Origin of the sequence: Nitrobacter hamburgensis X14 (assembly GCF_000013885.1) — a bacterium.
Classification (GTDB): Bacteria; Pseudomonadota; Alphaproteobacteria; order Rhizobiales; family Xanthobacteraceae; genus Nitrobacter; species Nitrobacter hamburgensis.
Genome location: NC_007964.1, coordinates 2,469,992 through 2,486,072, shown reverse-complemented (window position 1 = coordinate 2,486,072; position 16,081 = coordinate 2,469,992). Strand labels below are relative to the sequence as shown.

Genomic DNA, 16,081 nt, shown 5'->3' with positions numbered 1-16,081 from the left:
CTGTGCGTCTGTAAGACGGTTAGCTCTTTGCCTCAGGATCGGGTGGGGGTGAGGCCATGGAGATTCTGACGACCGGTGAAATGGAGCAGGCTGACCGGCTTGCTATTGCGGCTGGTGCGCCGGGCTTCGCTCTGATGTTGCATGCCGGACAGGCGGTGGCGGATGCGGCCACCGACCTCGCCGGTCAAGGTCCGATCCTGGTTGCCGCCGGGTGCGGCAATAACGGCGGGGACGGATTTGTCGCAGCGACCGAACTGGCGGCGCGCGGCCACGACGTTTCGGTTATCCTGCTGTGCGGGCGGGACAGCCTGAAGGGCGATGCCGCGCTCGCGGCGAAGGGCTGGAAAGGGCGGGTGCTGCCTTGCGACCTGTCCGCGCTCGGCTCGCCCGCGTTGATTATCGACGCGCTGTTCGGCGCAGGGCTCAACCGCCCGGTCACGGGCGACCCTCAGGCGATGATCGAGGCGATCAACGCCAACGGCGCGCCTGTGCTCAGCGTCGATCTGCCGAGCGGCATCAACGGCACCACCGGCGCGATCATGGGTGTCGCTGTACGCGCCACGGAGACGGTGACGTTCTTTCGCAAGAAGCCGGCGCATCTCTTGCTGCCCGGCCGAATTCACTGCGGCCGGGTGCGCGTTGCCGACATCGGCATCTCCGATGTGGTGCTGGATAAGATTCGTCCCGCAACCTTCGAGAATATCCCGGATTACTGGCAAGGCGCGTTTCCGGTGCCGCGTATCGACGGGCACAAATATGCGCGAGGACACGCAGTCATCGTGTCCGGCGATCTGACCTCGACGGGCGCTGCCCGATTGTCGGCGCGCGGCGCGCTGCGGGCCGGAGCCGGGCTTGTGAGCGTGCTCTCGCCGGACGACGCGCTGGGTGCGAACACAGCGTCGCTGACTGCCGTGATGGTTCGGCGCATGAACGGCGCTGCCGGGTTTGCGGAAATCCTGACGGACCGGCGCCTCAATGCCTGCGTGATCGGACCGGGGGCTGGAGTTGGGGAGGAGACCCGCGCGCTCGTATTGACGGCGCTCGCGGCCAAGCCGGCGCTTGTGCTCGACGCCGACGCGCTGACGAGTTTTGCCGATCTGCCGGCGCGTTTGTTCGAGGCCATCAAGGAAACCGGGAATACCGACATTATCCTGACACCGCACGAAGGCGAGTTCCGTCGCCTTTTCAGTGAGATGAGCAATAAACATCCACTTCGCTCAAAACTTGAGCGGGTGCGCGCCGCGGCCGGACGTTCGGGCGCGATTGTCCTGCTCAAGGGGCCCGATACAGTGGTGGCCTCACCCGACGGGCGGGCGACGATCGCGGCCAACGCCCCGCCCTGGCTGGCCACGGCAGGTTCAGGCGACGTGCTGTCCGGCATGATCGGCGGGCTGCTGGCGCAGGGCGTGCCGGCTTTTGATGCGGCCTGCATCGGCGTCTGGATGCACGGCGAGGCAGGGCACGAGGCGGGCCCGGGGCTGATCGCTGAGGATTTGCCGGAGGTGCTGCCGGCGGTGTTGCGGCGGCTCTATGATCGGTTCGGGATCGACTACTGAGCTATTCCACTGAACTATTCCACCGCGAACCAGCGGACCTGGCGCGGCGCGTTCCATTCGACGGCCATCGCCTCCATCAGCCATGCCCCGGCCACGTCCGCGGCGAAAGCGATACGCTGGGTCTGCCCGGCATCGACCAGCACGGTATCCAGCCAGAACGGCTTCCACCCGTCGTCGAGCCGGTCGAGCAGACGGACGTGATGGCCGTGCAGATGAAACACCATGGGGATTGCTGCCGGGTTGGACAGCGCGAGCACCACGGGTCGGCCGCGCTTTGCGCGAAACGCGGGGGTCCAGTCCGTACTGAAGTGCGTCGGCGGGCCCCACGACGTCGGAGTCCCTCCGGAGGAGGCCAGCGGCATGTCGACGCGCAGCGCAGTCTTGAGATCGAGCCGGGTCGGCAGGCTCTCGGACGGCAACGGAGCGGGAGCCGGCAAGGGTGCAGGCCGAACGGGACTGTCGGCGGAGATGTGCAGTCCAACGATCTGTCGCGGACTGCCGCCGCCGTCATGCAGGGTGACGGCTGATGTCGTTCCAGCGGGGAGCGTCGCATCGATAACGGCGTCGATCCGGGTCCCCGGGGCCAGCACCAATCGCCCGTTGCGGGCCAGAAACGGTTCCGCCGGCTGGCTATCGATCGCCATGACCCGAACATCCAGATTCTGGATTCCGATAGCAATTACATTGCGCTGGCAGGCATTGATGAACCTGAGTCTGAGTCGTTCGTTGGGACGCAAAGTGAGGTCGAGCGAGGGCTTTCCGTTGACCAGGTAGATTGGGGCTCCTGCCTTCTTTCCTCCGGGACCGGGAGCGATCAGAAGCCCTTCGGCGTCCAGCCGCCAGTCCTCGATCAGCATGACCTCGTCGCGGTCGACCTCGACCGGCGTCCGCTCCTCGACGATCAGGGCCTGTGCGGGCGAGGGCTGCGCCAGACCGTCTCCGAGGAGGCGACCATCGCAGAGAAAAGTACCGGCCTGCCTCAACGGGAGCGAATAGCGGTCGGTTTTGCCCGGCGAAGCCGGCCGTCGAGCGGTCAACGGCTCGATGGAAGGCACGCCATCGATCCCGTGCCAGTTCAGGACCAGCGGCGCCGGAAGGCCGTTGTTCATGACAAGGTCGATGCCCTCGCTTTGGCGGAAACGCGGGATTGCCGAGGACCCGTCGGCCCGCAGCGACCAGACCGCGGTTTCGCGTCGATCCGGCCCGAGTAAAAGGGGGGCAGGCGCCGCATCAAAGGCAAGTATCTGCGGATGCCGCGATTGCGCGTGGATCGCGGCCACCGGCCCCGCCGCGGCGGCAGCCCCGAAGCCGGCCAGCAGATGCCTCCGGGTGATCTGAACAGGACGGCGCGTCATTGCCGATGCGGATCATGTTCGCGGGGGTCTGTCCAGCAGTCTCCGGCGGGCCGAACGGCCATTTTTTTGCTGCGAACCGGTATCTGCATGTTATAAGCCCGCCCCATTGAGCGCGTTGATGATACCGGGGGGGGAGCCCGGTGCCGTTGGTGCGCCCGATCTCGACTCGTTGGAGCATGACGTCTACCGAAAGCCGCTGCGCATTTTTCGGCATCATGCTCGGCATCGCAGGCCGGATTGATGCTCGTAGCGGGCGTGGCGGAATTGGTAGACGCGCTGGATTTAGGTTCCAGTGACGAAAGTTGTGGGGGTTCGAGTCCCTCCGCCCGCACCAAACGCCACAGCGTTTGAGCAGAACGATTTCAGGCAGCTATCCGGGTGGATATATGCCGGCCGTACACCGATGCAGGCGTTTCGCCGCGCATCGACCGATTGACAATGATCCGGCCGTTCCGGCCGGGCCAAGCGGAAGAAGATTGACGCCATGCAGGTGAACGAAACCCTCGCCGAGGGACTGAGGCACGAATTCCAGATCAGCATTCCGGCCGCTGAAATCACGGCCAAGGCGGATGCGCGGCTGGTCGACCTCAAGGACAAGGTGAAGCTCGACGGCTTTCGTCCTGGCAAGGTGCCGGTCAGCCATCTCAAGAAGATGTACGGCCGGTCCGTCATGATCGAAACCATTGAGGACACGATCCGCGATACGAATATGCAAATCGCCACCGACCGCGGCTTCAAGCTTGCGGGTAATCCCAAGGTGACGATGCCGTCGGAGGTGAAGGAGATCGAGGATATCCTCGCGGGCAAATCCGACCTCAGCTACAGCGTGGCGATCGAAGTCGTGCCGGCGATCGAGCTTGCGGACTTCAAGACTTTCAGCCTCGAAAAGCCGGTGGTCGATGTCTCCGATGCCGACGTCGACGAGGCCATCAAGCGGATCGCAGATCAGAACCGCAGCTACTCCGCCAGGGCGGAGGGCGCAAAGGCCGAGAATGGCGATCGCGTCACTATCTCGTTCAAGGGCACCATCGACGGCGAGTTGTTCGAGGCCGGCAGCAGCGATGACGTTCTGGTCGTGCTCGGATCGAACGCCCTCATTCCGGGATTCGAAGAGCAGTTGGTCGGGATCGGCGCCGGCGAGACTCGCGTCGTCAAGACGTCCTTCCCCAGCAACTATATGGAGAACGACCTGGCCGGGAAGGACGCAGAGTTCGAGACCAAGGCCAGCCTGATCGAGGCACCGCAGGACATCAAGATCGACGACGAGTTCGCCAAGTTGCTCGGTCTGGAGGAACTCGATCAGTTGAAGCAAGTCGTCCGCGAGCAGCTCAGCGCCGAATTTGCCCGCGCGATGAGGCAGCATCTCAAGCGCGCGCTGCTCGACCGCCTCGACGATACGCACAAGTTCGATGCGCCGCCGTCGCTGGTCGAGGAGGAATTCGAACAGGTGTGGAAGACGGTTACGACGGAGATGGAGACGAACAAGAAGACCTTCGCCGACGAGAATACTACCGAAGAGGCCGCCAGGGTCGAGTATCGCCAGATCGCCGACCGCCGGGTACGGCTCAGCCTCGTGCTTTCCGATATCGGCGAAAAGAACGGGATCAAGGTCACGGATGACGAAATCAACCGCGCAGTGATCAGTCGCGCCCGCCAGACGCCGGGGCGGGAGAAGGAGATCTGGAGCTACTATCAGAAAAACCCCCAGGCCCTGGCTCAGGTTCGTGCGCCGCTGTTCGAAAACAAGGTGGTTGACTTCATTCTCGAACTCGCCACCGTCACGGAAAAGAAGGTGACTCGTGAGGATCTCTTTAAAGATCACGAGGCGCACAGTACCGAGGCCTGACGGGCGGCGCGTCGATCGGGCCTCGGGTCCGGCCCGCGCCGGATATTAAGGATATTGGTCGAAACCAGCGTCGCGACGCCGTCACCGCTAGGTTATGCACTGCGAATCGGCTTGAACGGTGGAGTGGATGCGAATGTTCGAATCGAAGGACCACTAGGTTCGGCCGCTGCGGTGCGGCTCCCTTGTCGCCCGAGCGATCGGCTCATATCTGTGGGCCGTGCTTGCCGAGTCCTGCATACGGGACGTTCGTCCGCACCGGAAAAGCCGAAGATTGTCGGTTTTGGCCCGGATGTCCGTCGCCGCTAACTGCTGACACAAACTTTTGGGTGATCAATGCGCGATCCAGTGGAAACCTACATGAACCTCGTGCCGATGGTGGTCGAGCAGACCAATCGCGGCGAGAGGGCTTACGACATCTTTTCCCGGCTGCTGAAGGAGCGCATCATCTTCGTGACCGGGCCGGTCGAGGACAACATGTCGATGCTGGTCGTCGCGCAGCTTCTGTTCCTCGAAGCCGATAATCCCAAGAAGGAAATCTCGATGTACATCAATTCGCCGGGCGGCGTGGTGACATCGGGGCTCGCGATCTACGACACGATGCAGTTCATTCGTCCGCCGGTCGCAACGTTGTGTACCGGACAGGCCGCGTCGATGGGCTCGTTGCTGCTGGCTGCCGGCGAAAAGGATATGCGGCATGCACTGCCGAACGCGCGCATCATGGTTCACCAGCCCTCCGGCGGCTTCCAGGGGCAGGCGACGGACATCATGCTGCATGCCCAGGAAATCCTGAATCTCAAGAAGCGGCTCAACGAGATCTACGTCAAGCATACGGGGCAGACCTACAAGGCGATCGAGGACGCGCTGGAGCGCGACAAGTTCCTCACCGCCGATATGGCCCGCGATTTCGGCCTTGTCGACAAGGTGATCGACAAGCGCGCCGAAGAGCCGGCTGCCCCCAAAGCTTCATAGCGTGGGCTGAACGGGCCGGTTGATCCGGTCCAACCCGGCACCGCCGACGATCACGCCGCGATACTTTCTGAAAAGTTCCTTTTTCGTGGCGTTTCCGCTTGACTGGCGTGACAATAGCGCAACGCTGGACTGAATTTGATCAAAGAGAGTCGCGTTGTCGAGCCAAATCGCGCTACTGTTACGGTGCGGGAGGCCGGCCGATTAGCGAATTCTTGATAGTCGGCGGTCATCGTGGTTCGGTAGCTGAGTTCAGCTAGCGAGTGTGCGCAGGAGAATCGAACTAGCCGCGATTCGCGCGAGATTGAGAGCGCAGGGTCTTTCCTGGTACGGACTTTGCTCATATGTAACCTTGCTTCCCCGGATGTGCCGGAACGAAGCAGGCGAGCAGACGGACAGGCGAGACCGAACGGCGGACGGAGACAGGAATGAGTAAGGTCGGTACGGGCGACTCCAAGAACACGCTGTATTGTTCGTTTTGCGGCAAGAGTCAGCACGAAGTACGCAAGCTGATTGCGGGGCCCACCGTATTTATCTGTGACGAATGCGTTGAACTCTGCATGGATATCATTCGCGAGGAGAACAAATCCTCGCTGGTGAAATCGCGCGACGGCATTCCGACCCCGAAGGAAATCTGCAAGGTCCTGGACGACTACGTCATCGGGCAAGGCCATGCCAAGAAGGTGCTCTCGGTCGCGGTCCACAATCACTACAAGCGGCTCAATCATCAGACCAAGCACAACGACGTCGAACTCGCGAAGTCGAACATCCTGCTGATCGGCCCGACCGGGTCCGGCAAGACGCTGCTTGCGCAGACGCTGGCGCGGATCCTCGATGTTCCGTTTACGATGGCGGATGCGACGACGCTGACCGAAGCCGGCTATGTCGGCGAGGATGTCGAAAATATCATTCTGAAGCTGTTGCAGTCCGCGGACTATAATGTCGAGCGTGCGCAGCGCGGTATCGTCTATATCGACGAGATCGATAAGATTTCGCGCAAGTCCGACAATCCCTCGATCACGCGTGATGTATCGGGCGAGGGCGTGCAGCAGGCATTGTTGAAGATCATGGAAGGCACGGTTGCGAGCGTGCCGCCGCAGGGAGGGCGCAAGCACCCGCAGCAGGAGTTCCTGCAGGTCGATACGACGAATATTCTGTTCATCTGCGGCGGCGCGTTCTCCGGTCTCGAGAAGATCATCTCCGCGCGCGGGCGGACCACGTCGATCGGTTTCGCCGCGCAGGTGCTCGCACCGGAAGATCGCCGCACCGGTGAAATCTTCAGGCATGTCGAGCCGGAGGATTTGCTGAAGTACGGCCTCATCCCGGAATTCGTCGGGCGTCTGCCCGTCGTCGCTACGCTCGAGGATCTCGACGAGGCGTCGCTGAAGAAGATCCTGACCGACCCGAAGAATGCGCTGGTGAAACAGTATCAGCGGCTGTTCGAGATGGAGAACATCGAACTGACGTTCGCCGACGAGGCGCTGGGTGCGATCGCACGCAAGGCGATCGAGCGCAAGACCGGCGCGCGCGGGTTGCGTTCGATTCTCGAGAGCATCCTGCTCGAGACCATGTTCGATCTTCCGGGTCTGGAAGGGGTCGAGGAGGTCGTGATCTCGCGCGAAGTGGTTGAGGGAACCGCGCGGCCGCTGTACATTTACGCCGATCGCTCGGATCGCGCGAGCGAGACCAGCGCCAGCGCCTGATCGAGGCGTCCCTGGCGCGCTCCCGTCGCCGCGAAGCGTTGCTGCCGGTCGTTCCGCGCGGCGGCAGCCGGCTGTACAAATGACAGTCTTGTAGTCCCTGGAAGTCGCCGCTTTCCTCGACTTGACACGCTGGCGGTCGATGGCCACCTAATGCTGTCGGCGGCGACGCATGTGCGTTCGCTGTTTCACAACCCAGGGCAGGTGAGGCCATCGGTTCGCAAAAGGCCCATTCTTCTCCGGAAAACTCGGCACCTTGTGGCGGTTGCGCGCGATCTGCGGGCTGCGTACAAGGGGGCGCAACAAAAGGAACAAGGCCATGACCGCCTCAAAACCCAGGCCAGCTATCGTTCACGGAGAAAGCCATACTTACGCGGTGCTGCCGCTTCGCGACATCGTCGTTTTCCCGCATATGATCGTGCCGCTGTTCGTCGGCCGCGAGAAATCGATCAAGGCGCTCGAAGAGGTCATGAAGAACGATGCGCTGATCATGTTGGCGACGCAGAAGAACGCGTCGGATGACGATCCTGAGCCGGATTCGATCTATAAAATCGGGACGCTCGCCAGCGTGTTGCAACTGCTGAAGCTTCCCGACGGCACAGTGAAGGTGCTGGTCGAGGGATTGGATCGCGCGCGCGTCACCAAATATTCCGACCGCACCGATTACTATGAGGCCGAAGCCGTCGCGCTGGCCGATACCGACACCAGCAGCGTCGAAGCCGAAGCGTTGGCGCGTTCGGTCGTGTCGGATTTCGAAAGCTATGTGAAGCTGAACAAGAAGATCTCGCCCGAGGTCGTGGGTGTTGTGCAGGCGATCACGGATTTCGCCAAGCTCGGCGATACCGTGGCTTCGCACCTCGCCGCCAAGATCGCGGATCGTCAGGGCATCCTGGAAACGCTGTCGGCTACGGCGCGCCTGGAAAAGGTGCTCGGTCTGATGGAGAGCGAGATTTCGGTCTTGCAGGTCGAGAAGCGCATCCGCTCGCGTGTCAAGCGCCAAATGGAGAAGACCCAGCGCGAGTACTATCTCAACGAGCAGATGAAGGCGATCCAGAAGGAACTCGGCGACGACGAGGGTCGCGACGAACTCGCCGACCTGGAAGAGAAGATCGCCAAGACCAAGCTCTCGAAGGAAGCTCGCGAGAAGGCCCAGCACGAGCTGAAGAAGCTGCGGCAGATGTCTCCGATGTCGGCCGAAGCCACCGTGGTGCGCAACTATCTCGATTGGCTGATATCGATTCCGTGGGGCAAGAAGTCCAAGGTCAAGAAGGATCTAAATGCCGCGCAGGAAGTGCTGGACGCCGACCACTACGGGCTTGAGAAGGTCAAGGACCGTATCGTCGAGTATCTCGCGGTGCAGTCGCGCGCCAACAAGCTGACCGGACCGATCCTGTGCCTCGTCGGTCCGCCCGGCGTCGGCAAGACCTCGCTCGGCAAGTCGATCGCGCGGGCGACCGGCCGCGAATTCGTGCGCGTGTCGCTCGGCGGCGTGCGCGACGAGGCGGAGATTCGCGGTCACCGTCGGACCTATATCGGTTCGATGCCCGGCAAGATCATCCAGTCGATGCGCAAGGCCAAGACTTCGAATCCGCTATTTCTGCTGGACGAGATCGACAAGATGGGCGCCGATTTCCGCGGCGATCCGTCGTCGGCCCTGCTTGAGGTTCTCGATCCCGAGCAGAATTCGACCTTCAACGACCACTATCTGGAGGTCGATTACGATCTGTCCAACGTGATGTTCCTCACGACCGCGAATACGCTGAATATTCCCGGACCGTTGATGGATCGCATGGAGATCATCCGGATTGCCGGCTACACCGAGAACGAGAAGGTCGAGATCGCCCGCAAGCATCTCATTCCGAACTCGCTCACCAAGCACGGCCTGGATTCGAAGGAGTGGTCGATCGATGACGACTCGCTTCTGCTCATCATCCGTCGCTACACCCGCGAAGCGGGCGTGCGAAACCTGCAGCGCGAACTCTCCACGCTTGCCCGCAAGGCGGTGAAGGAGCTGATGCTGTCGAAGAGGAAGTCGGTCAAGGTCACCGAGAAGGCTGTCGAGGAATTTCTCGGAGTGCCGAAGTATCGCTACGGCGAGATCGAAAGCGACGATCAGGTCGGCGTGGTGACCGGGTTGGCGTGGACCGACGTCGGAGGCGAGTTGCTGACGATCGAAAGTGTGATGATGCCCGGCAAGGGGCGCATGACGGTCACCGGCAACCTGCGCGACGTGATGAAGGAATCGATCTCGGCGGCGGCGTCCTATGTCCGCTCGCGCGCGATCACCTTCGGGATCGAGCCGCCGCTGTTCGAGCGGCGCGATATCCACGTCCATGTTCCCGAAGGAGCTACTCCGAAGGATGGTCCTTCGGCCGGCGTGGCGATGGCAACGACGATCGTGTCGGTGCTGACCGGAATTCCGATCCGGCACGACATCGCGATGACGGGCGAGATCACGCTGCGCGGCAGGGTGTTGCCGATCGGCGGCCTGAAGGAGAAGCTCCTGGCTGCGGCGCGAGGCGGCATCAAGACGGTGCTGATTCCCGACGAAAATGCCAAGGATCTGACGGAGATCTCCGACGCCATCAAGGGTGGACTGGACATCATTCCGGTCGCGCGGATGGACGAGGTGATCAGCAGGGCGCTGGTGCGGCCGCCGAAGCCGATCGTTTGGGAGGAGGATCCCAAGCTTCCGGTCGGCGATGCGACTGACGAGGCTGCCGGCGGTCTGACCGCGCACTGAACGTCTTAAGCTAACCAACGAAACGGCGCCCCTGAGAGGGCGCCGTTTGCGCTATGGGCCGATTATGCCTGCCGGTGATCGCGGGGTATCGACGGACGATGCGGCTTCGGATTCCTGGCTTTCGCGCGAAGATCGATCTGCGAGACGTTGCCGATGAACCCGCGCTGCAACTGCGACCGGTGGCGGCTTGCATGCAGGGGCGCGTCAGAGCTAAACAGGAGGCGAGGGCGGCTAGCTCAGCTGGTTAGAGCATCTCGTTTACACCGAGAGGGTCGGGAGTTCGAATCTCTCGCCGCCTACCACAAATCAAGAACTTAAGCTGGCACACCGATTTTACTCTCGGCGCAGGGCCGATCATGACGAAACTTTACGATAGATCAAACCCGGCGACATAAGGCATTCGTCCCGGGCTAGCTGCGACGGTTCAAGCCCGCCATAGCCCTCGAGTGCAATGCGATCAAACTCAAACCGATCGCCGTTCGCATCGACGATGTATTCCGGAATTGACTCCCGGCGGTATTCGCCGATGGAAGGGCCATGCTCGACAATCCGCTTATCTTCTTCATCTTCCATCTCACCTCTCCATCCTGATCGAGTGTGCGATCACAAGCCGCGTATCTTTCTTGCGCGGGAAGGCCGGTTGTTCCAGTATTCATGGTCGGTATCCCATGGCGCAATCCCATACGCAGGTCGGCACCTTTACGCGACCCCGGCTCGCGGTTACAGCCCTCGCGTGGGCTCCACCTCAACTTCGGGGCGGCGGACAGTAGGGGAATTTCGCCAACCTGCGCAGGTGTGGCATATTATTTGGCCTGGATTGTATTTGGCGCGGATTGTCCCGAAGTTGCTGAATCGTTCACGGTTTACCTCCGTCGAAATCATCGTTAAGTCATTGATTTCGTGAAGGGCGGCACCGTTTCCAACGGAAGGTTTGGAATTCGAATCTCTCGTCGCCTACCAGTCTGTTGATTTCAGATTCCCGCGGGAGCAGCGATGGTGGAAATCCTTCAGGCGCAGAACGCGGAACAGATCGCTTACTGGAATGGGCCCGGCGGCCAGCACTGGGTCGACCGGCAGCAGGCGCAGGATGAGATGCTGGCGCCGGTGTCCGCCATCCTGCTCGATCGCGCGCAAATCGTACCGGGTGAACGCATCATCGATGTCGGCTGCGGCTGCGGCGCCACCACCCGGGCATTTGCGGAACGAGTCGGTGCTACTGGCCGCGTTCTGGGCGTCGATATCTCGGCACCGATGCTGGAGCGGGCCGGGCAAGTCGCACCGGAAGGCGCTCCGGTGGAGTTCCTGCTCGCCGACGCCACAGTACATCCGTTCGAACCGGCGCGGTCCGATCTGATTGCCTCACGGTTCGGCGTGATGTTCTTTGCGGAGCCGGCCGTGTCGTTCGCCAATCTGCGCCAGGCGTTGCGGCCGGGCGGCCGGCTGACATTCGTTTGCTGGCGGGAGCCTCGCCTCAATCCTTGGCTCATGGCTCCGCTCCAGGCGGCCTATAACCATGTTCCGAAACTTCCCGAGCTGGGGCCGGAAGACCCCGGCCCGTTCTCGTTCGCGTCCGAGGCGCGCGTTCACCGTATTCTCGGCCAGGCCGGTTTCTCCGAAATAGCGATGGAAGCCTGCGATCTCGCATTGGACATTTCGGTCGGCGGCGGGCTCGACGCCGCGGTCGAGTCCGCGCTTCAGATCGGTCCGGCCAGCCGCGCGCTTGAGGGGCAGCCTGCTGATGTCATCGCGGCGGCGGCGGGGTCGATCCGTGAAGCGCTTGCTCCGTTCGTCCGAGAGCAGGCCGTTGTGCTTCCGGCATCGATCTGGATCGTAACCGCGCGCAACCCATGATCGCGGCGGCAGGCTAGCTAGCAATATCCGTACAGTCCGCAGGCGTAGGGTAATCGGTCGAAATAGAACGAGATCGCCGACCGATCCTCGTAGTAGGGGCGATAGTAGAAATCGTTCGGCCGTCCGTAATAGCCGGGCACCGGCGGCGCTATCCGAAAACGGTAGAGCGCGCTCTCCGGGTAATCCTTCTCCTTCTCATGGACGACACGGGCGCGCGGAGACGGAGCAGGCTCGGCAAAGATTACGCCGATGCGGCTATGCACCGGAAGGTCGGCGGCTGACCCCGTCGCTCCCGTCGCGACGAGGCCGATGACCGCAAGCAAGATGGTGCGCAGCATTTTTGAATCCTCGTTGATTCGAGGATCATATCTCCTGGCGTTTAGGAAAGATTAACGATGTCGTTGCGCGCTGTTTCGATTGAACGCCATCATTGACCGCGATATCAGATCCTTCAGGCGCGTTCTTCCCAGATCGCTGCAAGATGGACGATGGTCCGGACTGCGGCTTCCATGTCCTGCACGCTGACCCATTCGGTGCGTGAATGGAACGCGTGCTCGCCGGCGAAGATATTGGGGCATGGGAGCCCCATAAACGATAGCCGCGACCCGTCGGTGCCGCCGCGAATGCTGCCTTTGACAGGTTTGAGACCGGCGCGGCGGATCGCTTCCATGGCGTTGTCGACGATCTCGGGATGACGATCCACAACCTGTTTCATGTTGCGATACTGCGGCTGGATGTCCAGCCGATACGTCGAGTGCGGGAAATCCGCCAAGACGTCGCGGACGATTTCCTCCAGCAGGATTTCCTTTTCCTTCAGGCCGGCATCGGTGAAATCGCGCACGATAAAGTTGAGTGTCGCGCGCTCCAGCGTGCCGCTGATGCCGGTCGGATGCAGGAAACCGTCGCGGCCGTCGGTGGTCTCGGGCGAGCAGGTGTCTTTCGGGAGGCGCTCCACAATGCGGGATGCGATCTTGATCGCATGTTCCATCCTGCCCTTGGCGAAACCGGGATGGGCGCTGACTCCCTCGATGGTAATAACCGCACCATCGGCCGAGAAGGTCTCGTCCTCGATATGACCCGCGGTCTCGCCGTCAACGGTGTAAGCGAAGTCTGCGCCCAGTTTTTCCAGATCGACCTTGTCGACGCCACGCCCGATTTCCTCGTCGGGCGTAAACAGGATCTTGATGGTGCCATGCTGGATCCGGGAATCGGCAAGCAGAACCTGTGCGGCATCCATGATTTCGGCGACGCCCGCCTTGTTGTCGGCGCCGAGCAGCGTGGTGCCGTCCGACGTGACGATGTCATTACCGACCTGATCGGCCAGCGCCGGGTTGTCGATGACGCGGATGACCTGCGACTGATCGCCGCAGAGTTTGATGTCACCACCGCGGTAATCCCTGACGATCTGCGGCCTGACGTTTGTCCCTGAACAGTCGGGCGACGTGTCCATGTGGGAGCAGAAGCAAATGACGGGAACCTGCTTGGAACTGTTCGCCGGAATCGTCGCGTAGACGTAACCGTGCTGGTCGAGGTGGGCATCCGCGACGCCGATCTCCTGCAACTCGCGCACCAGCAGGCGTCCAAGATTCTTCTGCTTCTCGGTGGATGGACACGTGGAAGACGCCGGGTCCGACTGGGTGTCGATGACGACATAGCGCAGAAAGCGCTCCGTTACAGTGTGCTTGAATGTCATGGCAGCGGCCATCGTATCTCAGGGCAGGGGCCCTATATCCGGGAAAGTCGTATATTCAGGAAATCAGGTCAACGAAATCTGCCGTTCCGGCGTTGCCCACTGCAACCCGGTCGAGCGGGCGGATGCCCCAGGCGGTTAAAAGCGTCCTGATCCGGCGTTCTGGTTAGATGGCTTCCTTGAGTTCCTTCGCGGCGCGGAATGCGACCTTCTTGGAGGCCTTGATTTGAATTTCCTCGCCGGTGGCCGGGTTGCGACCCTTGCGGGCGGCGCGTTTGCGAACCTGGAGGATGCCAAGGCCGACGATGCGGATGCGTTCGCCCTTCTTGAGGTGCTTGGTGATACGGGTGACCATGTCGCTCAGGATCGCCTCGGCGGCCTTCTTCGACAATTCATGGTCTTCGGCCAATGCTGCCGCCAGATGCTTCAGCGTCACGGTGCTCGGGGTCGCTGCTTTCTTCGCCATATATGCCCTCCTCGTCGTTGATGGCTTCGGAACGTAAGGCGTATCAGGCCTCGGTTGATTCGGGGAGGCACCGACCACGCCGTTTTGCCTGTAAACAGCCGGTTTTTTGCGTCGACCGCTCAAAAAATCTTGCCAGTTAAGGAGATCTGCAACTGCCTTGACTTGGAAAGGCCCCGCCTTTAAGTCCTCGGCTCTGTGCGGATACGACATCCGCGGGAGTAGCTCAGTTGGTTAGAGCGCCGCCCTGTCACGGCGGAGGTCGCGGGTTCGAGTCCCGTCTCTCGCGCCAGTCTTTTCCGGCTTGATCCCCAACGTTCGAATCTGACGCAAGGCTCGCATGACGGCGGCTGCGGACTGACGCCAATATGCAAAGCCGCCCGATGGCCGCTTTGATTCCCGGCCCGAAATCCAAAATCACCTCACCAGGGATGTCCCCGAACTGGATATCATCGTTGGTTGCCCGGCCTTGATCACATGGACGGTCTGGACGAAGTCGGTGCTTGGACGGAGGGATGTGCCGAAAGCTGTCAGCGCGGCGCCAACGACGAGTGTGACGACCACGATCTTCAGGTGGGTGGCGCGGTCCGCGCTCTGGATCGAGTGGTTCATAGTCGCCTCCTGTCTCCCGGCGCCGCCGCGGGGCCGTGGGCAAGAGCAATAAATCCGGTTTGTTTCAGCTTCGCTTCGCGGGCTCCCCGAAATGGTTTCATTTGCCTGATGTCTCGGACGCCGGCGTGGTGTCCGATGGATGCGCGGGCAAGGGTTGGCGGGCGGGATTTTCCGGCCAAAGCGTCGCTGTCAACCCGTAAAAGCTCGGTCCTGGGTGCGTCAAAATAGGCTATCTTGCCACCCCTCTTGCACTGGGCTAAAGCCTCTCAAAAGTTCCAATAGCCTAACAAATCTGCGGGTCGAGCAACCGCAGCGAGGGGAAGCGCCGATGGGCGGCATTTTGCAGAACTATCTTCCGCTTGTGGTGTTTATCGGTATAGCGGCCGTGATCGGCGCTGTGCTACTGATCGCTCCCTTTATTGTCGCGTACCAGCAGCCTGACCCGGAGAAGCTTTCGGCCTATGAGTGCGGATTCAACGCATTCGACGATGCCCGGATGAAGTTCGACGTCAGGTTTTATCTGGTCGCTATTCTTTTCATCATTTTTGACCTTGAAGTCGCGTTCCTGTTTCCCTGGGCGGTTACGTTCGGCAAGCTTGACGCCACGGGCTTCTGGTCGATGATCGTGTTTCTTGGAGTGTTGACCGTGGGCTTTGCCTACGAATGGAAGAAAGGCGCGCTCGAATGGGATTGAGCTCTCCTACCACGAAGTTCTCGAATGCGGCCTCCTCCGCCGGCGGCCCTCGCGTGACTCCGGCTGCGGCCTCGATTCTGGATCCACGGACCGGTCGGCCGGTGGGAGCCGGCGATCCGTATTTCCTCGAGGTCAATCACGAACTGTCCGACAAGGGCTTCTTCGTCGCCGCGACCGACGACCTCATCACCTGGGCGCGCACCGGCTCGCTGATGTGGATGACCTTCGGTCTTGCCTGCTGCGCGGTCGAGATGATGCAGGTTTCGATGCCGCGCTATGATGTCGAGCGTTTCGGCTTTGCGCCGCGCGCCTCGCCGCGCCAGTCGGACGTGATGATCGTCGCCGGCACGCTGACCAACAAGATGGCGCCCGCGCTGCGCAAGGTCTACGACCAGATGCCGGAACCGCGCTACGTCATCTCGATGGGATCGTGTGCCAACGGTGGCGGCTACTACCACTATTCCTATTCGGTGGTGCGCGGCTGCGATCGGATCGTGCCGATCGATGTCTACGTGCCGGGCTGTCCGCCGACGGCGGAAGCGCTTCTCTACGGCATTCTGCTGCTGCAGAAAAAGATCCGGCGTACTGGAACCATCGAACGTTAA

At 61.5% G+C, this 16,081-nt stretch carries 14 protein-coding genes and 3 tRNA genes; 11 read left to right on the top strand and 6 right to left on the bottom strand.

What is annotated here, in order from left to right; genetic code table 11:
• Nucleotides 1–56 precede the first annotated feature (56 nt).
• Nucleotides 57–1,556 (top strand): bifunctional ADP-dependent NAD(P)H-hydrate dehydratase/NAD(P)H-hydrate epimerase, encoded by a 1,500-nt coding sequence (locus NHAM_RS11375; RefSeq protein ID WP_011510701.1) that lies wholly within the window; start codon nt 57–59, stop codon nt 1,554–1,556.
• A gap of 14 nt (nt 1,557–1,570) precedes the next feature.
• On the opposite strand, the gene NHAM_RS11370 is transcribed toward NHAM_RS11375, so the two are convergent.
• Nucleotides 1,571–2,911, bottom strand: coding sequence for a multicopper oxidase family protein (locus tag NHAM_RS11370; protein WP_011510700.1), 1,341 nt, complete (start codon nt 2,909–2,911; stop codon nt 1,571–1,573).
• Between the two features lie 249 nt (nt 2,912–3,160).
• Here NHAM_RS11370 and NHAM_RS11365 point away from each other — a divergent pair.
• The 6 genes from NHAM_RS11365 (at nt 3,161) to NHAM_RS11340 (ending at nt 10,468) form a co-directional block, all read left to right on the top strand.
• A tRNA-Leu gene (locus NHAM_RS11365) sits at nt 3,161–3,245 on the top strand.
• 150 nt (nt 3,246–3,395) lie between these two features.
• Complete coding sequence (gene tig, locus NHAM_RS11360) at nt 3,396–4,757, top strand: trigger factor (protein WP_011510699.1); 1,362 nt, start codon at nt 3,396–3,398, stop codon at nt 4,755–4,757.
• Between the two features lie 333 nt (nt 4,758–5,090).
• Nucleotides 5,091–5,726: an ATP-dependent Clp protease proteolytic subunit gene (locus NHAM_RS11355; RefSeq protein ID WP_011510698.1), complete on the top strand. Its 636-nt coding sequence runs from the start codon at nt 5,091–5,093 to the stop codon at nt 5,724–5,726.
• Nucleotides 5,727–6,151: 425 nt separating this feature from the next.
• A complete protein-coding gene (gene clpX / locus NHAM_RS11350; protein ID WP_011510697.1) occupies nt 6,152–7,426 on the top strand; it encodes an ATP-dependent Clp protease ATP-binding subunit ClpX in 1,275 nt (424 codons plus the stop codon).
• Between the two features lie 316 nt (nt 7,427–7,742).
• Nucleotides 7,743–10,166, top strand: coding sequence for an endopeptidase La (lon, locus tag NHAM_RS11345; protein WP_011510696.1), 2,424 nt, complete (start codon nt 7,743–7,745; stop codon nt 10,164–10,166).
• Nucleotides 10,167–10,391: 225 nt separating this feature from the next.
• Nucleotides 10,392–10,468 (top strand) — tRNA-Val (locus NHAM_RS11340).
• Between the two features lie 52 nt (nt 10,469–10,520).
• Here NHAM_RS11340 and NHAM_RS11335 read toward each other — a convergent pair.
• The gene (locus NHAM_RS11335) at nt 10,521–10,739 is read right to left on the bottom strand and encodes a hypothetical protein (protein ID WP_041358009.1); all 219 of its coding nucleotides are present in this window, start codon (nt 10,737–10,739) and stop codon (nt 10,521–10,523) included.
• Between the two features lie 420 nt (nt 10,740–11,159).
• Here NHAM_RS11335 and NHAM_RS11330 point away from each other — a divergent pair, with 420 nt between their 5' ends.
• A complete protein-coding gene (locus NHAM_RS11330) occupies nt 11,160–12,017 on the top strand; it encodes a class I SAM-dependent methyltransferase (protein WP_011510695.1) in 858 nt (285 codons plus the stop codon).
• Nucleotides 12,018–12,034: 17 nt separating this feature from the next.
• Here the strand turns inward: NHAM_RS11330 and NHAM_RS11325 are convergent, their stop codons facing one another.
• From NHAM_RS11325 to NHAM_RS11315, 3 genes are all read right to left on the bottom strand, one after another.
• Nucleotides 12,035–12,355, bottom strand: coding sequence for a hypothetical protein (locus NHAM_RS11325; protein ID WP_011510694.1), 321 nt, complete (start codon nt 12,353–12,355; stop codon nt 12,035–12,037).
• 113 nt (nt 12,356–12,468) lie between these two features.
• Nucleotides 12,469–13,722 (bottom strand): peptidase T, encoded by a 1,254-nt coding sequence (gene pepT, locus NHAM_RS11320; RefSeq protein ID WP_011510693.1) that lies wholly within the window; start codon nt 13,720–13,722, stop codon nt 12,469–12,471.
• A 151-nt stretch (nt 13,723–13,873) separates the two neighbouring features.
• Complete coding sequence (locus NHAM_RS11315) at nt 13,874–14,173, bottom strand: HU family DNA-binding protein (RefSeq protein WP_011510692.1); 300 nt, start codon at nt 14,171–14,173, stop codon at nt 13,874–13,876.
• A 212-nt stretch (nt 14,174–14,385) separates the two neighbouring features.
• Between NHAM_RS11315 and NHAM_RS11310 the strand changes: the two genes are divergently transcribed.
• A tRNA-Asp gene (locus NHAM_RS11310) sits at nt 14,386–14,462 on the top strand.
• A gap of 125 nt (nt 14,463–14,587) precedes the next feature.
• Here NHAM_RS11310 and NHAM_RS11305 read toward each other — a convergent pair.
• Complete coding sequence (locus NHAM_RS11305) at nt 14,588–14,782, bottom strand: hypothetical protein (RefSeq protein WP_011510691.1); 195 nt, start codon at nt 14,780–14,782, stop codon at nt 14,588–14,590.
• Nucleotides 14,783–15,110: 328 nt separating this feature from the next.
• Here NHAM_RS11305 and NHAM_RS11300 point away from each other — a divergent pair, with 328 nt between their 5' ends.
• The gene (locus NHAM_RS11300; protein WP_011510690.1) at nt 15,111–15,476 is read left to right on the top strand and encodes an NADH-quinone oxidoreductase subunit A; all 366 of its coding nucleotides are present in this window, start codon (nt 15,111–15,113) and stop codon (nt 15,474–15,476) included.
• Entirely contained in the window at nt 15,446–16,081 is a 636-nt protein-coding gene (locus tag NHAM_RS11295; RefSeq protein WP_086008316.1) for a NuoB/complex I 20 kDa subunit family protein, read from the top strand. Before NHAM_RS11300 ends, NHAM_RS11295 begins: the two co-directional genes overlap by 31 nt.